Raw genomic sequence first — 17,061 nt, forward strand, 5'->3', positions numbered from 1 at the left:
CTTCTAGCTCAAAGTCTACAACTTTATCCAAGCTGATAGCTCTGCTAACAATTCATCAGTAGGCTCAGGAGAGCAATACTCAAATAGCTTAGAACTCGAGCTAGCTCTATAACTATTGGAGCGATCGGCCTCATGCTTTTGTAGTTCAACTATTTTGTCTAGGTCCAAAACATGGCCGCCACGCTGCTTTAAACGTTGATGTATCGTTGCTTCTTCGCAAGTCACAAGCAAAATAGCGGATGGTGAAATTGCATCAAATACATCAAATGTAAGTTCGATGATTTGCTCTTCCTTATCTAGCAAACAAAAGTGCCCATCGAGTAGAACCACTTCTTCAGTCAATTGGCTAAGCCCTTTGAGTAGCGCCTGCTGGTTCTTATCAGCGGTAGAGACAAGCTTTGAACTCTCAATATAGTCCGAGTTCTGCTTAATCAAATCGCTACAGGAATAGTGAGCCCATCCAAACGTCTCTGATAGCTTTCCACACAATGTAGATTTACCTACTCCATGCACTCCTGAAACAAATATTATCTTTGACATATATCCTTCCTAACAACACTTACATCGCCCAATACTAAACCTTTACCACTAAAATGAATTTGAACCACTAAACATTTATGCAACTTATTTGTCTGCATCACTGTTTTATCTTATCAAACAAGTAAACTGTTTCTTGTATTAGTCAATTAAGTTGGTGGAATAATGGACAACCTATTAATTCAGAAATTCTCTGAAATTAACCTCGGCGATCAATTCTTTGACTCTTTGAAGAAAGGTTACTCTGAGTTTTCGGATTGGTTTAATAAAAAAGCTGATGATCAAGCACTAGTGTTATACGGCGAAGAAGGGACCATAGAAGGGTTTCTTTACTGCAAGTTCGAATCAGGTCCTGGCGATGATACTACCCCTCTTCTCCCGAATACAGAGCACATGAAAGTTGGTACTTTCAAGTTCAACCCCAAAGGTACAAGAAGAGGTGACCGTTATTTAAAAAAGATTTTTGACTATGCGCTAGCTCATCCTTCAAAGCCTAACGATATCTATGTCACAGTGTTCGAAAAAGAGCATGGGTACTTGGTAGAGTTATTTGAACGTTATGGTTTTGAGAGGTATGGGACAAAAGATAGTCAGAACGGTACTGAGTTAGTTCTTCTTCGAGATTTGAATAAGCAGTTTGGTGACATTAACAAAGACTACCCTTTTATTTACACAGAGGGCCACAAAAAGTATCTACTCAGTGTCTATCCAAAATATCACACTGTTCTATTCCCAGACTCCAAACTTCTTACAGAGTCTCCGAACATTGTACAAGATATCTCGCACTCCAATAGCATACATAAAATATATATTTGTGGTATGGATGGTGTAACGGCGATGAAGTCTGGCGATATTCTCGTAATATACCGGACGGGTGATGGACAAGGAGCCGCTGAATTCAGAGCTGTAGCAACTTCATTATGTATAGTTGAGGATGTACATACCATTGGCGATTATGATAACGAAGAGCACTTTGTTAACGAATGCGTAAAATATAGTGTCTTTACAGAAAAAGAATTAAGAGGCTTTTATAGGTGCCAGAAATACCCTTATGTCATTAAATTTACATATAACGCAGCCTTACCCAAACGTCCAATCAGACGCAAAATAGCTGATGATGCGGGTGTATCAAGAGATGACTATTGGGAGTACTGGAACTGTCAGATAGACAGTTCCAGAAAATAGTCGAAATCTCAGAGGTTAAGAAAGAGCTAATTCGGCGCTAAGTTAAGCAAAGATTTGAATTAATGTCGATGTACTTAAACGATTGAGGGGCTTTAAAGCCTCTCTCTTTTTGGTATGGGTCTATTGGATTCTCATACTTTTTGAAGTCTTTAATTTGAATTGCGTAAGCCACTTCTCTGTTTGAGAAGTACTCATCAAAGAACGACTTTTTAATACCAGATGCTGATTTGGTCTCTTCCCACAACTCCTCAGGGTGTTTGGCCAAGATTTCACCAATTGTAAACTCACCAATAATCTTACCTTCGGGCATTGTGGAATAAATCACTACAGACTCTACATCTGGCCTTTTGAAGATAGCTTTGCGGTACTCGAACAACTTCTCGCCCGAGATTATCTTTTCTACGAATTCTGGTTTGATCGACAATAACGCTTTCATGGTATAGCTCTTAATTTTTCTAGGTGCGAATATTAAACCCAAATACACATGATTTCATCAGAAAATCTGACAATGTGCGAGTTTGTACCAACTAAACATTGAACGTACCAAAATGAATGATACTGTATTAATATACAGTGTTTTTAGTAATTTATCTATGTCTATCCGCAACTTAAAAGATGGTTCAACGAAGCCCTGGCTTTGTGAATGTTATCCAAATGGTCGAACTGGTAAACGAGTTCGTAAGAGGTTCGCGACCAAAGGTGAAGCAGCCGCTTTCGAACGATTCACCATGCGAGAAGTAGACGATAAGCCCTGGCTAGGTGCTAAACCTGATCATCGCCGTTTGTCTGAGCTAGTTGCATTGTGGTTTAAGTTACATGGCAAGAATCTAAAATCCGGTGATCATACTCGCCTTCGTTTAGAAAGCATGGTTTCAGATTTAAACAACCCTATTGCTTCACATCTCAATGCGCAGCAACTCGCCTTGTACAGAGCTAGTCGCTCGAATAGAGGTGCGTATTTCGGTGATTGCGAACGCTTGTTTCGGTTTATTCCGAACACCTTAACCAGCACTTTTTCTCTTTCCCTATTTTTACTCTAAGTGTTCGGATTGCGCCAGTTTTCTCATTGATTCTCCTCCCAGTTCTATTCGATGACTATTGTGAACTAGACGATCCATTAGAGCGTCAGCGACAGTGGCGTTGCCGATCATGTTGTACCATTCTTTTACTGGTAACTGGCTGATGACGATTGTGCTGCTGTTTTGGTAACGATCTTCAAGTACTTCTAACAAGTGACCAGCATGCTCTTGAGTCAGTTTTTCCATCCCCCAGTCGTCGAGGAGTAGTAAGCCTTTCTTAGCCAGCGACTGAAGTTGTTTTTGATAACTACCATCCAGACGACCTGCGGTCAGGTCATCGAGCAAGCGAGTTAATCGGTAGTATCTGACCGTTTGCTGTTGGTCGCAGGCGCTGGTTGCCAGTGCGCAACCAAGATACGTTTTACCTGCGCCTGTTGGGCCTGTGATCAAGATGTTCTGGTGCTTGTGCAGATAGCCACCCGTTAGCAGTTCGCTCATCTGCTTGCGGTTGAGGTTTCGTCCCTCCTTGTAAATAAGTTGGCTCGGCTGAGCATCCACTCTCAGCTTGGCTTGTCGTTTCAGGCGTTGGATTTTGGTTTGATTGCGATTCAAGATTTCACTTTCCAGAAGTAGGCTTAACCTCTCCTCGAAGTCCAGCTCTGCGTAGGTGGTCAGTTGCTCTTGTTGCTGCTCTAACGCTTTCGCCGCATGACTTAAGCGCAGGGTTTTGAGTTGGTCATTCAGTGCGTTCATATCCTTTCTCCTAGTGATAACAGTTCGGGCCACGAACATTGCTGTGAACAAGGTTCGGCGTATTCGCTTTATCTTTACTCAGGTGCCCCTCACGATTGTTCTTGAGTAGATTGTTGACGAAGGTGTAATTGGGTTTTGTCAGCATCAATGCATCTTTACAGGCTTGTTCTAGGCGCGACTCGCCATAGGTTTTACTCAGATTGAGCAGCCCAAGACAGGAACGATAGGCCTGCTCTGGATGAGGTTTGGCGTTCAGCATCTTATTGACGACTTCTCGGGTGGCTGGGCCGATATTGGCTCCCCAGTTGAGCAAGCGTCCAGGCGACCACTTTTGATGTTGATGGTTACTCGGCATGTGCTCTGGTTGAGTGCTGTTTCCACGTTCCCTTTGGCTGCGTGGATGTTGAGCGATCAAGTTACCTTGGTGGTAGATCTGCACCAGACGGTTGGAGGCTTCCAGCTCGACATGGTGGCCAACCAGTTGATGGGGAACCGAGTAGTAGTGACGGCGATATTCGATGTGATAATCAGGCCCAACTTTGGCTCGCTTGGTTTCGGTATAGAGATATCGCTGTTTAGGAAGGGGCTTTAACGCGGGTTTATCGAGTTTGTCGAACAGTGCTTTGCGGCTCGCACCATACTGCTTCATCTCACGTTCGTTTAAGTCATTCATAAGCTCACGGATGGCGAGGTTCAGCTCTTTAAAGGTATGGAAGGTTTGATGGCGAAGTCGCATCATGATCCAACGTTCCACTAGGAGGACGGCATTTTCTGCTTTGGCTTTGTCTTTCGGTTTGTAGGGGCGAGCTGGCATCACGGCAGTTTGATAATGATTTGCCAGTTTTTGATAGCTTTCATTAAGCCTCGGTTCATAACGGTTAGGTTTGCTGACCGCGCTGCGTAGATTATCGGGAACCAAGAGATGGGGGACGCCACCGAAGTGCTCGAAGGCATTGGCATGCGCCTCTAACCAGTAAGACTTCCCTTGGCTGGGGAAGGCTTCCACATAGGTGTAGTTGGACGCGCCTAAGCTTGCTACGAACACTTCTGCTTCGCGCACTTCACCTGTATCAGGGTTGACCACTTGAAGCCGAGGCCCACAGTAATCGATAAACAGCTTATCACCTGCAACATGGAGCTGACGCATACTGCGCTTTTGGGTTTTGAACCAACGAGTGAAGTGCTCGCAGAACTGAGTGTAAGCGTAAGCTTGCTCTTGATATTGCTCATGGTACTCCTGCCACAATAACATCTTTGTCATGCCTTTACGTTTGAGTTCGACAGCGTACTGAGCGAAGTCTGGCATAACCTTGTCTCGACTGGCTTGCTTCGAATGATATAGGGCTTTGGTAAGGTCCGTATCACTGCAACCTTCTGGGAGAGGCCAGCCTATCTGACTTTGCTTAAAGCGAGCGACAAGCTCTGAGACTGTTGCAAGGCTGACATTGAGACAACTAGCAATACTACGGTAGGACAACCCACACTCGTACTTAAGGCGTAATATCTCTTTGATTTTGTTCATTGGAGTTCTCTTTTTAGCCATTGTCGCTTCCTTACGTTCTTGTTTAAGAAGTAAAGAATAGCGAGCTATTGATTTAAAAGAGAAAAAGGAAGGATTTCGGGCATTCCGAACGCGGTTTTCGCTATTCCGAACGCTGATTTCGGAGTTCGCTTAAAAGTGTTCGGATAATCGCGGAATGTACGTTCGGATTAAACCGAAATAGGTGTTCGGGTCATACCGAAATGGCTGTTCGGAATGCTCCGAAATACGCATAGAGGACGAGGCAAACAGCACAAAGATTTGTCTATCGCTTCTAACAATGTGGATTTCGGTTTGCTCAAAGCAATGTTCAACAAGCTGATTAAACTAGGCGAATGGAAATTGCCGAATCCGGCTGATGGTATCGAAGCAATCAAAAAGCCTCAATCCGAGCTGGCATTCCTAACCGAGCAAGAAATTCACCACTTGTTTAAAGTAGCGAGACAAAGCCCAATTGGTGACGAACTGATTAAGGTGTACAAGGTTTGTTTGGCGACTGGTGCACGAGTAGGGGAAGCCATTTATCTGAAGGGTTCTAACCTGACGAAATACCGCATTACTTACAGCAATACCAAAGGCAAACGAAACCGCACGGTGCCTATTTCTGAAGAGTTGTATCACCAGATATATAAGCCGACCAATGACCGCCTGTTCACCTGTAGTTACAACGTGGTGTATAAGTGGCTAACGATCGCCCTTCCCCATTTACCAGAAGGCCAAGCCACTCACGTTTTACGCCATACATTTGCAAGTCATTTTATGTCGAATGGCGGCAACATTCTTGTATTGAAAGAAATCCTCGGCCATCAGCATATCGATCACACGATGATTTATGCGCACTTTTCCCCAAACCATTTGAGTGATGCGGTGGGGTTTAATCCTGTGACAGTACTAGATATCTAGCCGCCATAAGTGGCGACAAAATGGCGACATACATCGTAATTAAGCGTTATTCTGCGTTAAAATTCGGACAAGATATTTTGAATAAATTAGGTAGGACAAGGGTTTACAAGGCTTCATGAGGGTTAGAGATATTACCGGATATAATAAAGCTTTATGTTCATTCCACTAACCTAAAAAGAAAAAGGAGCCAGTACGGCTCCTTCGTATTCTATCGCTAAATGTGAGTATTTACGAATTACTCAGCTTGATCTTCAGCGCGCGCTGCAGCTTCTTTGATTAGAGGCTGAAGTTCACCTTTTTGGAACATTTCTAGAATGATGTCGCAACCGCCGATAAGCTCGCCTTCAACCCATAGTTGAGGGAATGTTGGCCATTGTGCGTATTTTGGTAGCTCAGCACGGATATCTGGGTTTTGCAGAATGTCTACGTAAGCGAACTTCTCACCACATGCCATTAGAGCCTGTGACGCTTGAGAAGAGAAACCACAGCTTGGCAGTTTCGGTGATCCTTTCATGTACAGCAGGATTGAGTTTTCAGAGATCTGCTGTTTGATTTTGTCGATAGTTTCCATCGCTTCCTCATTCATGGGTTTGAACTTTGTTTATTTGCCACATTCTACTCAATAACGACAGAATAAAAACCATATAATTAATAAGGCTTAAATTCAGGTTGCTTGATGGCGAACAATTCAGCACTTCACAGCCGCTAACCCCTTAAAATATTTTCATATCGGGGTTTTAATAAAGTAAAAACTTGCTAAAATACTTAGCAAGTCAGCCTTAAAGGCTACATAGCTATAAAAAACACTGGAAGCAATCGAAAGGTCATCCTTTCAAATCAATGGAGAATCGAGTAATGGCATTTGAACTACCAGCTCTTCCTTACGCGAAAGACGCACTAGAACCACACATCTCAGCAGAGACTCTAGACTACCACCACGGTAAGCACCACAACACTTACGTTGTTAAGCTAAATGGTCTTATCCCTGGCACTGAGTTCGAAGGCAAAACTCTAGAAGAGATCATCAAGACTTCTACTGGTGGCGTATTCAACAACGCAGCGCAAATCTGGAACCACACGTTCTACTGGCACTGTCTTGCTCCAAACGCGGGCGGCGAACCAACTGGCGCAGTTGCTGACGCAATCAACGCAGCATTCGGTTCTTTCGAAGAATTCAAAGCGAAGTTTACTGATTCAGCAATCAACAACTTCGGTTCTTCATGGACTTGGCTTGTTAAGAAAGCTGACGGCTCTCTAGAGATCGTTAACACTTCTAACGCTGCTACTCCTCTAACAGAAGAAGGTACAACACCACTTCTAACTGTTGACCTGTGGGAACACGCATACTACATCGATTACCGCAACGTACGTCCTGATTACATGAACGGCTTCTGGGCACTTGTAAACTGGGACTTCGTAGCTGAGAACCTAGCGAAGTAATTTTACTTCCCCCTAAGTTCAATTTAGTCTTATTTTAAAAGCTCGCTGAACCAGCGAGCTTTTTATTTTTCGCTTAAAAACTCCAATTTAATCTCTTCTTTTTCCTAAAGTTCTTCTCAGACACGCCGTTAAAATGGCATCGAGCGAGGAACATCATGCAAATTCATACTTTAGACAAAGCGGCAATTATTAACGAACTTCAGTTCGGCAATGGTATCAACCATGCTGTCCACGAAGGACGTCGTGCTGATTTTGCACTGATTTTGTCGATGTTTTCTAACGATGTACGCGACGTTGTACCTGTAGAGGAAATCAAAGAAGTAGCCACTAGCGAAGATATACTCCGTCAACAACTTGAATTGTCAACGCCTCAAGCTCTTCGTTCTGATAGCAGCAGCTATGAGCTAGCAGCGCAGCAAGCAAAACAATTCCACGGTGCAGGTCTACCCTCAGCGAAACTGAGTCACTACTTGAAACCAGATGCCCTGACCTACTTGCCGGAAGATACGTTTAATCTTCCTGAAGACGTTTATCACAACCTATCCGGTCATGAGCGACGCAAATTGGGCGAGCGCAACAAAAACCTCATCCCAGATGCAGGGCTATGCAATCAACTAGTGACGGCTCAACGTCAGTATCAAATTCAACTGCAAGTATAGAGATCATTGTTCAACCAACAGCTTGCAGTATCCACAGTCAGAAATGTGACGCCTTACAAATTACCGAACAATAGTCCTCATCCAAAAGCGTTAGTTTGAAGTCTTTCACACTGAGCCTTTCTAATTTCAACCATGCTAATAGCACAAACCACTGGTGTATTTTTTTCACACAGGGATACAGTGAAGGTGTTATGGATATTAAAGAATCAATTATTCTCGTCACGTCTGCAGGTTCTGTTATAGGAAGGACTTGTGCTAGTCACTTTGCTCACCTTGGAGCGACGTTGATTCTTTGTGACCAAAACTCTAGCGCTCTAAAATCGAGCTATGAGCAGATTAGTGCCTTCACAGATAAAGTCTATGCGATGAATGTGTGCAGTGATAACACAACGTCCATTAACTTACTGTTTGATCAGATAGAATCGCAGCTGCGTGCGACACCAGACGTGATAGTCAATTGCTGGACGAGCTCTCCCATGCCAGGCTTGATGGCTCCCGAACCTATGAGTACTTACATTGATCACTTGTCTTCTGCAGCACGTTTCCTCTACACCTATGGCCAGGTGGGAGCCGAACGATTTCGCGCTAGAAATAAGAAAGGGGTAATTGTTAACGTCATTTCCCATGACAGCCATGAAGATTTAACGGGAGTCGAAAGCATGGCTGCTTTGGTGTCAGGTTTTACTCACAGTTGGGCAAAAGAGCTCACTCCATTTAATATTCGGGTGGGTGGCGTCATTCCTTCGGTAAACCATACAAGAGAAGAACTTAACGAAAGACACTGGGCCGAGATCCAAGATGAATTGGTTCGCAATACCGCATATATCGTATCAAATGAGTATTTTAGTGGCAGAGTGGTTGCTACAGAAATATGAATGGACAACGTGTTTGTTGCGTAAACGGATCGCTATTACTCAACTCTTTCAACAAAAAAAGCCCCAGTCAAATGACTGGGGCTTTACTTTTTCCCGGTTAAGGTTTCGTGCTAGCGAAAACCTTACTCACACGACTCTTAATTACGCGTCAGCTTTTTCTTTCTTTGCTTTAGGCGCCGCTTTCGCTGCTTCTTGGTCTGCTTTCTTCTTGATAACTGTTGTACCTTCGAAAGTTTCACCTTCAACGAATGCTTTACCGTAGTAAGAAGCCATTAACACATCTTTAAGTTCGCTAATTAGTGGGTAGCGAGGGTTCGCACCAGTACATTGGTCATCGAACGCTTCAACTGCTAGCTCATCAAGTTTCGCGATAAAGTCTGCTTCAGCTACGCCTGCCGCTTGGATAGACATTGGGATGTCTAGGTTCACTTTTAGCTCATCCAACCATGCTAGTAGACGTTCAATTTTCTGAGCAGTACGGTCACCAGCTTGGCTTAGACCTAAGTGGTCAGCAACTTCAGCGTAACGACGACGTGCTTGTGGGCGGTCGTATTGAGAGAACGCAGTTTGTTTAGTTGGGTTATCGTTCGCGTTGTAACGTACAACGTTAGAGATAAGTAATGCGTTTGCTAGGCCATGTGGAATGTGGAACTCAGCACCTAGTTTGTGCGCCATTGAGTGACAAACACCTAGGAATGCGTTAGCAAATGCCACACCAGCGATAGTTGCTGCGTTGTGTACTTTCTCACGAGCGATTGGGTCGTTAGCGCCGTTCGCGTAGCTTGAAGGTAGGTATTCTTTTAGCATCTTAAGTGCTTGTAGGGCCTGACCATCTGAGTATTCGTTCGCAAGAACAGATACGTAAGCTTCTAGAGCGTGAGTTACTGCATCGTAACCACCAAATGCTGTTAGAGACTTAGGCATGTTCATCACTAGGTTAGCATCAACGATAGCCATGTTTGGCGTGATTTCGTAGTCAGCTAGTGGGTATTTAGCGCCAGTCTTGTCGTCAGTAACAACCGCAAATGGTGTAACTTCTGAACCAGTACCTGAAGTTGTAGTGATACATACAAGCTCAGCTTTTTGACCCATTTTAGGGAACTTGTAAATACGTTTACGGATGTCCATAAAGCGCATTGCTAGTTCTTCGAAGTGAGTTTCTGGGTGCTCATACATTACCCACATGATCTTCGCAGCATCCATTGGTGAACCACCACCTAACGCTAGGATAACATCTGGTTGGTAGCTAGCCATTTGAGCCGCACCTTTCTCTACAACAGAAAGCGTTGGGTCAGCTTCAACATCGAAGAATGTTTGAACTTCCATGCCTTGAGCTTTCAGTAGGCTTACTACGTCATCTGCGTAACCGTTGTTGAATAGGAAACGGTCAGTTACTAAGAATGCGCGTTTCTTACCTTCTAGGTCGCCTAGAGCAATTGGAAGGCTACCACGACGGAAGTAGATTGACTTAGGTAGTTTATGCCACAACATGTTTTCAGCTCGCTTCGCTACAGTTTTCTTGTTGATTAGGTGTTTAGGACCTACGTTCTCAGAGATAGAGTTACCACCCCATGAACCACAACCTAGAGTTAGAGAAGGCGCAACGTTGAAGTTGTACAAGTCACCGATACCACCGTGAGTAGTCGGGATGTTGATTAGGATACGAGCTGTCTTCATCTTGTCACCGAAGTAACGGATACGGTCAGCGTTAGTATCTTGGTTAGTGTAAAGACCAGATGTGTGGCCGATACCACCAATCTCAACCATAGTTACCGCTTGAGCAACCGCGTCTTCGAAGTTGTCAGCACGGAATAGACCTAGTGTTGGAGATAGTTTCTCGTGAGCGAATGCGTCATCGTGAGACACCTTACCTAGACCTTCACCAACAAGGACTTTCGTGTCTGCTGGAACTTTAACGCCTGCCATTTCAGCGATTGCCGCTGCTGGCTGACCTACGATTTTCGCGTTTAGCGCGCCATCGATAAGAAGAACTTTACGAACTTTTTCTGCTTCTGCTTTGCTTAGTACATAAGCTTTGTGAGAAGCAAAACGCTCTTTCACTTCATCGTAAACTTCATCAACGACGATTGCAGCCTGCTCAGAAGCACATACTACGCCGTTGTCGAAAGTCTTAGACATAAGGATAGAAGCTACTGCACGTTTGATGTCAGCAGTTTCGTCGATAACAACAGGAACGTTACCTGCACCTACACCGATTGCTGGTTTACCAGAAGAGTAAGCTGCTTTAACCATGCCTGGACCACCAGTTGCAAGGATAAGCGCGATGTCATCGTGTTTCATTAGAGCGTTTGATAGCTCAACTGAAGGTTGGTCGATCCAACCGATGATGTCTTTTGGTGCACCTGCTGCTACTGCTGCATCTAGAACAAGTTTAGCTGCATCGTTAGTCGAGTTTTTCGCACGTGGGTGTGGTGAGAAGATGATACCGTTACGAGTCTTCAGAGAGATTAGAGATTTGAAGATCGCTGTAGATGTAGGGTTAGTCGTTGGTACGATACCGCAGATGATACCTACAGGTTCAGCGATAGTCATAGTACCTAGGTTGTCATCCTCTTCTAGGATGCCACACGTTTGTTCGTCTTTGTATTTGTTGTAGATAAACTCAGAAGCGAAGTGGTTCTTGATTACTTTATCTTCAACAATACCCATACCAGATTCTTCAACCGCTTGTTGAGCTAGCGGGATACGGGCTTGGTTAGCTGCAAGCGATGCTGCACGAAAGATTTTGTCTACTTGCTCTTGAGAGTAAGTAGCGAACTCTTCTTGCGCTTTCTTAACGCGAGCAATCATTGCATCTAGTTCAGCCATATTAGTTACAGGCATAGGGAATCTCCTAAAATTAACAAATATTAAAAACTTTTTACTAAGGCTATTACTTATCGTTTTTACTGTTTATCAGTCACTTAGAAAACAAACGTCTTAGTAAATTGCTTTCAGGACTGAGTATAATATTTCAGAGTGTGAAAAAAATTGACTTGGATCAGTTCTCACGACCTAAATACCACCAAAGTGGTGCCTCATCACACTAAAACGACATAACTCACTGATAAACAAATAAATTAATCTTCACTTTTTATTGAACAAAAAAGAAGCAAATAGACAAATAAATAAAAGAAACTACAACAACCTGTAAAAAAGTTTCATTTTTAGCCAACAAAATTACATGTAAGCCCAATTCCTTGTGCTACTGAGAGTATATCGAACCGAATACATCTCTCTACAAACCACCTTAGTTTTTATCAAAAGTGTGCGAATGTTAACGTTTATGTAAAACAGCACGCTTTGACAGCAACTTTATACGCAACAATTCTTTTCCAGATTAGATACACTTTATTAAAGAATTAGTTTTTCTCACTAAAACAGTAGGAAATGCGTTAGTTTTTTTCATTTCTTCCAACACAACTTTTGCCTTACATTACGCCCAAATTACCCCTTCGCCTTTTCACTAATGTGAACTTTAATGAGTACGCAACATGCAAACTTTTGAACTTGCTATCTTCTTGCAGTTTTTTCTTGGTTTGGTCGCCGCAGTAAACCCTGTTGGTATCATGCCTGTGTTTGTGTCACTAACCGGACATATGACACCAGACGAAAAGCGCAATACGGCAACCACTGCGAACGTGGCTGTTGCTATCATTCTAATCATTTCGCTCTTTGCTGGTCAGTTACTATTAGATATGTTCAGCATTTCTCTGGATTCGTTTCGTGTTGCAGGTGGGCTACTGCTGCTTAGCATCGCGTTCTCGATGATGAGCGGTAAACTGGGGGAAGATAAACAAAACAAACAGGAAAAATCAGAATACGTGAGTCGCGAGCAGATCGGTGTTGTTCCTCTTGCGATGCCGCTAATGGCAGGACCAGGCGCAATCAGTTCGACTATTGTTTACGGAGCACGCTACCCAAGCATGTTTGATACGGTAGGCATCAGCATTACAATTGGCTTGTTCTGTCTATGCTCGTGGCTGTTGTTCCGCTCTGCCCCACTGATCGTGCGATTTTTGGGCCAAACTGGTATCAACGTCATTACCCGTATCATGGGTTTGATATTAGGCGCATTGGGTATTGAGTTTATCGCCAATGGTTTACGTAACTTATTTCCAGGATTAGCCTGAGTTTCTATAAAATTGTATGATAGAGCGATTCAACAATGGATCGCTTTGTCATGACGACTGACTCTCTCAAACATACTCTTTATGTCACCATTTTTGGTACTCATACCAAAGCTGGTCGAACCTTCGATATTGCACTCATTATCGCAATTATCAGTTCTCTAATCGTACTGGTATTAGACTCAATACCATCCGTACGCGCCGAGTGGGCAAAAGAGCTGAAATACTTGGAGTACACTTTTACCGGTTTATTCACTATTGAGTATTTTCTCCGACTTTATTGCTCTCCAAAACCAGCGGCCTATGCGAAGAGCTTTTATGGCGTCGTTGATTTACTCGCGATTTTACCTACTTACTTAGCACTGTTTTTCCCTTCTGCCTCCTTTATGGGCGTAATAAGAGCACTACGAGTCATGCGAATATTCCGCATACTCAAGTTGGTCCGCTATCTTCAAGAGTCCAACATCCTCTTACGCTCTCTACTGATGGCGCGCAGAAAGATTTTTATCTTCTTTAGCTCTGTCGCCATTATGGTCACGATCTTTGGGTCACTGATTTTTGTCATTGAGGGGCCTGAAAACGGATTTACTAGTATTCCGAAAAGTATTTATTGGGCTATTGTGACCATCACAACGGTTGGATATGGCGACTTGGTACCTCAAACGGACCTCGGAAAAGGGCTTGCCTCACTCACCATGTTGTTGGGTTATTCAATTTTGGCGGTCCCTACTGGTATTTTCACAGCAGAGCTTCACCAAGAAATGCAATCGCACAAAGTATTAGTGAAGTGTCCGAACTGTTCTCACGCCGGGCACGACTCTGATGCGACTTACTGTAAACACTGTGGTAGTGAACTGGCCGATCCTGACAAACGCGTTGTTCGTGGAGAAGACGAAGCATAAAAAAGAGCTCCCTAGGGAGCTCTTTTATTTTGTCATCAAACAAAGATTGATGTGATTATGCTTTCTCAGAAAGAATAATGCGTAACGTACGACGCAATGGTTCTGCTGCGCCCCAAAGTAGTTGGTCACCAACAGTGAAAGCATTTAGGAAGTCATCACCCATTGCCATCTTACGTAGACGACCTACTGGTACGGACATAGTGCCTGTTACTTTTGCAGGTGTAAGTTCTTGCGCGGTAATATCACGATCGTTAGGAATCACTTTAACCCAGTCGTTATGAGTGGCGATGATTTCTTCGATTTCATCCATTGGGACATTTTGCTTAAGCTTGATAGTGAGTGCTTGAGAGTGACAGCGCATCGCACCAATACGGACACAAGTACCATCGATTGGCACAGGCGAGCTTTGTGAGCCCAAAATTTTGTTTGCCTCTGCGCCCGCTTTCCACTCTTCTTTACTCTGACCGTTATCACGTTTCACATCGATCCACGGAATAAGCGAGCCAGCTAGTGGTACACCGAATTTATCGGTAGGGAAAGAACCGCTGCGCATTGTGTCTGCAACTTTTTTATCAATATCTAGGATAGAGCTTGATGGGTTTGCAAGCTCGGAACTTACAGAGTCATTGATAACGCCCATTTGCGAGATCAGTTCACGCATGTTTTGCGCGCCAGCACCAGAAGCGGCTTGGTATGTCATGGCGCTTGTCCACTCAACAAGGCCTTTTTCGAATAAGCCACCTAGACCCATTAGCATTAAACTAACCGTACAGTTACCACCAACAAATGTGTTCGTGCCACCGTGGATGCCTTGTTGGATTTGCTTTAAGTTCACAGGATCAAGCGTGATGATGGAATCTTCCGCCATACGTAACGTAGATGCTGCGTCAATCCAGTAGCCTTTCCAACCGGCTTGTCGAAGTGCTGGGTAAACTTTTTCTGTGTAGCTACCACCTTGACATGTAATTACCGCATCAAGCTGTTTTAAGCTTTCAATATCATACGCGTCTTGCAGTAAGCCTGCGTCTTTTCCTAAGTTAGGAGCAGGAATACCAACTTGAGAAGTACTGTAGAATACTGGTTCGATTAGGTCGAAGTCTTTCTCTTCAACCATACGCTGCATAAGGACTGAACCAACCATACCGCGCCAACCAACTAAACCAACTCTCATCGTATTAACTCTCCATGTATTAAAAAACCTACCCCATAGTTAATTTTTCGCATCAAAATCTCAACCCCTATTTTGTAAATAAGCCTATTTTTTAACCTTTTCCTATGAAAATTCGTGTTAAACGAGATTTTTTAGTGTTTGGTTTGCGATTTCGGCCATTTTTCAAGTAGGGAAAGCCCTGTTACTCCAAATTGGTCTTACCACCCAGTGATAAAATAACACATGAAGCACAATAATTTCACATTACACAACATTTAAAACCAAAAAAGTTAAAACAAACTAACAGTTAATTTCACAAGCAAACGTTTTTGCCGACGAACATCAAGATAAAACACCAAATATTCGAAATATAATTTTTGTTAATGTATGTTATGCGCGATTACAACAAGGAGCGCCTTCCTCTATTGCTCCAAGATTGACAGAGGCACATATGAAGCAAGTTACACCACGCCTACCAAGCTTGATACAGGTATTTATCTCGCTCGGTTTATTTCTACTGCTGGCATTTTCGTTCACTGCCAAACTAGACCTACCGATCCAGCTAGCGCTGTACATCGGTTGGTTCATTATCATGATATTAGGCATTAAGCTTGGTCATCAGTACAAAGATCTGGAAAAAGCTGCGCTAAATGGCATTTCCAATGGACTTGGAGCCGTCTTAATTCTTCTTGCCGTTGGCGCGCTTGTTGGTACGTGGATCTCTGGTGGTATTGTTCCAACCATTATTTACTATGGCCTTAAAGCAATTCACCCTTCTATCTTTTTGCTCGCTACCATGATCATCTGTTCATTGACTGCGCTAGCGACTGGCACCTCTTGGGGCGCTGCTGGTACTGCTGGTATTGCGATGATGGGTATTGGCCAAGGCCTTGGCGTTCCTGCACCAATTACAGCTGGCGCAGTGCTTTCAGGTTGTTACTTCGGTGACAAAATGTCGCCTCTATCGGACTCCGTCATCCTTGCTTCATCTATGTCTAACGTTGAAGTGATGGAACATATTAAAGGCATGCTGCCGATCGCACTCATTAGCTACATTATTACAGGCATTATGTTTACTGCATTTGGTTTCCACTACGCTGGTCAAGTTGACATGAGCCAGGTAGACTCTGTAATTAAAGCGATGGAGCAGCAATTCTACATCACGCCTTACTCATTTGTTCCTGTGATCATCGTATTGTCACTTCTAGCAATGCGTATGCCTTCATTCCCAGTGATCAGTTTTGGTTCTCTGCTCGGTATTATTTGGGCAGTAATGATTCAAGATGTGGACTTCCTAACCGCGTTCAACACCGCTTGGGCTCCGTTTGCGATTTCTTCAGGCGTAGATTTCATTGACTCCATTCTTAACCGTGGCGGCATGTCTTCAATGCTTGGCTCGGTAGCAGTTATCGTATTCGGCCTTGGTTTTGGTGGTCTACTAGATAAAGTGGGTGTGTTAGAAACTATCGCTAAGCTGTTTGAAAAACGCGTTCAAAGTGCAGGTTCACTGGCAACAAGTACAATCGGTACAGCCTTTATGGGGAACGTATTTGGTTCAGCGATGTACGTTTCACTTATCCTGACACCAAAAATCTGTGCGAAGAACTACGATCGCCTAGGCTACAAACGTAAGAACTTGTCTCGTAACGCAGAGTTCGGCGGCACATTAACATCTGGTATGGTTCCATGGAGTGACAATGGTATCTACATGGCAAGTATTCTGGGTGTTGCGACACTATCTTACGCACCGTTCATGTGGCTAAGCTTTGTATGTATCATCGTGACTATCATCAGCTCCTACATGGGTTGGTTTGTTGATAAATGCGAACCAACAGCGGAAGCAGTTGAACAAGCAGAAGGTGAACTGAAGCAGCAAACCGCTTGAGTTCGCATAGATAGGAAGAATCTCTCTTCCGAGTGAAAGACAAAGAAAAAGAGCGCATTAGCGCTCTTTTTTATATCTCAACC

The 17,061-nt window shown here is 43.7% G+C and carries 15 protein-coding genes and 1 pseudogene; 9 read left to right on the forward strand and 7 right to left on the reverse strand.

Annotated features, from left to right (window positions below; all coding sequences use genetic code 11):
* Positions 1-15: 15 nt before the first annotated feature.
* Positions 16-540 (reverse strand): ATP-binding protein, encoded by a 525-nt coding sequence (locus tag P4S59_RS10430; RefSeq protein ID WP_337168376.1) that lies wholly within the window; start codon positions 538-540, stop codon positions 16-18.
* Between the two features lie 162 nt (positions 541-702).
* Between P4S59_RS10430 and P4S59_RS10435 the strand changes: the two genes are divergently transcribed.
* Entirely contained in the window at positions 703-1,722 is a 1,020-nt protein-coding gene (locus P4S59_RS10435; protein WP_337168377.1) for an N-acetyltransferase, read from the forward strand.
* 37 nt (positions 1,723-1,759) lie between these two features.
* Here P4S59_RS10435 and P4S59_RS10440 read toward each other — a convergent pair whose 3' ends face one another.
* Positions 1,760-2,158, reverse strand: a complete 399-nt coding sequence (locus P4S59_RS10440) for an ASCH domain-containing protein (protein WP_262637107.1) — start codon at positions 2,156-2,158, stop codon at positions 1,760-1,762.
* 157 nt (positions 2,159-2,315) lie between these two features.
* Between P4S59_RS10440 and P4S59_RS10445 the strand changes: the two are divergent.
* Positions 2,316-2,663 (forward strand): annotated as a pseudogene (locus P4S59_RS10445) (phage integrase); the annotation flags it as partial.
* A 90-nt stretch (positions 2,664-2,753) separates the two neighbouring features.
* Here P4S59_RS10445 and istB read toward each other — a convergent pair.
* A complete protein-coding gene (gene istB / locus P4S59_RS10450) occupies positions 2,754-3,494 on the reverse strand; it encodes an IS21-like element ISVch3 family helper ATPase IstB (RefSeq protein ID WP_238131037.1) in 741 nt (246 codons plus the stop codon).
* Between the two features lie 10 nt (positions 3,495-3,504).
* Complete coding sequence (gene istA / locus P4S59_RS10455) at positions 3,505-5,037, reverse strand: IS21 family transposase (protein WP_337167981.1); 1,533 nt, start codon at positions 5,035-5,037, stop codon at positions 3,505-3,507.
* Between the two features lie 213 nt (positions 5,038-5,250).
* Here istA and P4S59_RS10460 point away from each other — a divergent pair, with 213 nt between their 5' ends.
* Positions 5,251-5,937, forward strand: a complete 687-nt coding sequence (locus P4S59_RS10460; protein WP_337168378.1) for a phage integrase — start codon at positions 5,251-5,253, stop codon at positions 5,935-5,937.
* A 235-nt stretch (positions 5,938-6,172) separates the two neighbouring features.
* Here the strand turns inward: P4S59_RS10460 and P4S59_RS10465 are convergent, their stop codons facing one another.
* On the reverse strand, positions 6,173-6,508 hold the full coding sequence (locus P4S59_RS10465; RefSeq protein WP_017635833.1) for a Grx4 family monothiol glutaredoxin: 336 nt from the start codon (positions 6,506-6,508) through the stop codon (positions 6,173-6,175).
* Between the two features lie 284 nt (positions 6,509-6,792).
* Between P4S59_RS10465 and sodB the strand changes: the two genes are divergently transcribed.
* From sodB to P4S59_RS10480, 3 genes are all read left to right on the forward strand, one after another.
* Complete coding sequence (gene sodB / locus P4S59_RS10470) at positions 6,793-7,377, forward strand: superoxide dismutase [Fe] (RefSeq protein ID WP_005396533.1); 585 nt, start codon at positions 6,793-6,795, stop codon at positions 7,375-7,377.
* Positions 7,378-7,532: 155 nt separating this feature from the next.
* On the forward strand, positions 7,533-8,036 hold the full coding sequence (locus tag P4S59_RS10475; RefSeq protein WP_337168379.1) for a VC2046/SO_2500 family protein: 504 nt from the start codon (positions 7,533-7,535) through the stop codon (positions 8,034-8,036).
* Between the two features lie 191 nt (positions 8,037-8,227).
* Positions 8,228-8,911, forward strand: coding sequence for an SDR family oxidoreductase (locus P4S59_RS10480; protein WP_005396530.1), 684 nt, complete (start codon positions 8,228-8,230; stop codon positions 8,909-8,911).
* 141 nt (positions 8,912-9,052) lie between these two features.
* On the opposite strand, the gene adhE is transcribed toward P4S59_RS10480, so the two are convergent.
* Entirely contained in the window at positions 9,053-11,755 is a 2,703-nt protein-coding gene (adhE, locus tag P4S59_RS10485; RefSeq protein ID WP_012841564.1) for a bifunctional acetaldehyde-CoA/alcohol dehydrogenase, read from the reverse strand.
* Positions 11,756-12,405: 650 nt separating this feature from the next.
* Here adhE and P4S59_RS10490 point away from each other — a divergent pair.
* A complete protein-coding gene (locus P4S59_RS10490) occupies positions 12,406-13,044 on the forward strand; it encodes a YchE family NAAT transporter (protein WP_005396528.1) in 639 nt (212 codons plus the stop codon).
* A 35-nt stretch (positions 13,045-13,079) separates the two neighbouring features.
* Positions 13,080-13,943 (forward strand): ion transporter, encoded by an 864-nt coding sequence (locus tag P4S59_RS10495; RefSeq protein ID WP_005396527.1) that lies wholly within the window; start codon positions 13,080-13,082, stop codon positions 13,941-13,943.
* A gap of 55 nt (positions 13,944-13,998) precedes the next feature.
* On the opposite strand, the gene asd is transcribed toward P4S59_RS10495, so the two are convergent.
* Complete coding sequence (gene asd, locus P4S59_RS10500) at positions 13,999-15,114, reverse strand: aspartate-semialdehyde dehydrogenase (RefSeq protein WP_005396526.1); 1,116 nt, start codon at positions 15,112-15,114, stop codon at positions 13,999-14,001.
* A gap of 430 nt (positions 15,115-15,544) precedes the next feature.
* On the opposite strand from asd, the gene nhaC reads away from it, so the two are divergent.
* Positions 15,545-16,978, forward strand: a complete 1,434-nt coding sequence (gene nhaC / locus P4S59_RS10505; protein ID WP_005396525.1) for a Na+/H+ antiporter NhaC — start codon at positions 15,545-15,547, stop codon at positions 16,976-16,978.
* Positions 16,979-17,061 lie beyond the last annotated feature (83 nt).

Origin of the sequence: Vibrio sp. M60_M70 (assembly GCF_037162085.1) — a bacterium.
Classification (GTDB): Bacteria; Pseudomonadota; Gammaproteobacteria; order Enterobacterales; family Vibrionaceae; genus Vibrio; species Vibrio diabolicus.

Excerpts from the sequence above, each read along its gene's own strand:
- P4S59_RS10430 (WP_337168376.1), bottom strand. The coding sequence starts at position 540 with ATGTCAAAGATAATATTTGTTTCAGGAGTGCATGGAGTAGGTAAATCT.
- P4S59_RS10435 (WP_337168377.1), top strand. The coding sequence starts at position 703 with ATGGACAACCTATTAATTCAGAAATTCTCTGAAATTAACCTCGGCGAT.
- P4S59_RS10440 (WP_262637107.1), bottom strand. The coding sequence starts at position 2,158 with ATGAAAGCGTTATTGTCGATCAAACCAGAATTCGTAGAAAAGATAATC.
- istB (WP_238131037.1), bottom strand. The coding sequence starts at position 3,494 with ATGAACGCACTGAATGACCAACTCAAAACCCTGCGCTTAAGTCATGCG.
- istA (WP_337167981.1), bottom strand. The coding sequence starts at position 5,037 with ATGGCTAAAAAGAGAACTCCAATGAACAAAATCAAAGAGATATTACGC.
- P4S59_RS10460 (WP_337168378.1), top strand. The coding sequence starts at position 5,251 with ATGCTCCGAAATACGCATAGAGGACGAGGCAAACAGCACAAAGATTTG.
- P4S59_RS10465 (WP_017635833.1), bottom strand. The coding sequence starts at position 6,508 with ATGGAAACTATCGACAAAATCAAACAGCAGATCTCTGAAAACTCAATC.
- sodB (WP_005396533.1), top strand. The coding sequence starts at position 6,793 with ATGGCATTTGAACTACCAGCTCTTCCTTACGCGAAAGACGCACTAGAA.
- P4S59_RS10475 (WP_337168379.1), top strand. The coding sequence starts at position 7,533 with ATGCAAATTCATACTTTAGACAAAGCGGCAATTATTAACGAACTTCAG.
- P4S59_RS10480 (WP_005396530.1), top strand. The coding sequence starts at position 8,228 with ATGGATATTAAAGAATCAATTATTCTCGTCACGTCTGCAGGTTCTGTT.
- adhE (WP_012841564.1), bottom strand. The coding sequence starts at position 11,755 with ATGCCTGTAACTAATATGGCTGAACTAGATGCAATGATTGCTCGCGTT.
- P4S59_RS10490 (WP_005396528.1), top strand. The coding sequence starts at position 12,406 with ATGCAAACTTTTGAACTTGCTATCTTCTTGCAGTTTTTTCTTGGTTTG.
- P4S59_RS10495 (WP_005396527.1), top strand. The coding sequence starts at position 13,080 with ATGGATCGCTTTGTCATGACGACTGACTCTCTCAAACATACTCTTTAT.
- asd (WP_005396526.1), bottom strand. The coding sequence starts at position 15,114 with ATGAGAGTTGGTTTAGTTGGTTGGCGCGGTATGGTTGGTTCAGTCCTT.
- nhaC (WP_005396525.1), top strand. The coding sequence starts at position 15,545 with ATGAAGCAAGTTACACCACGCCTACCAAGCTTGATACAGGTATTTATC.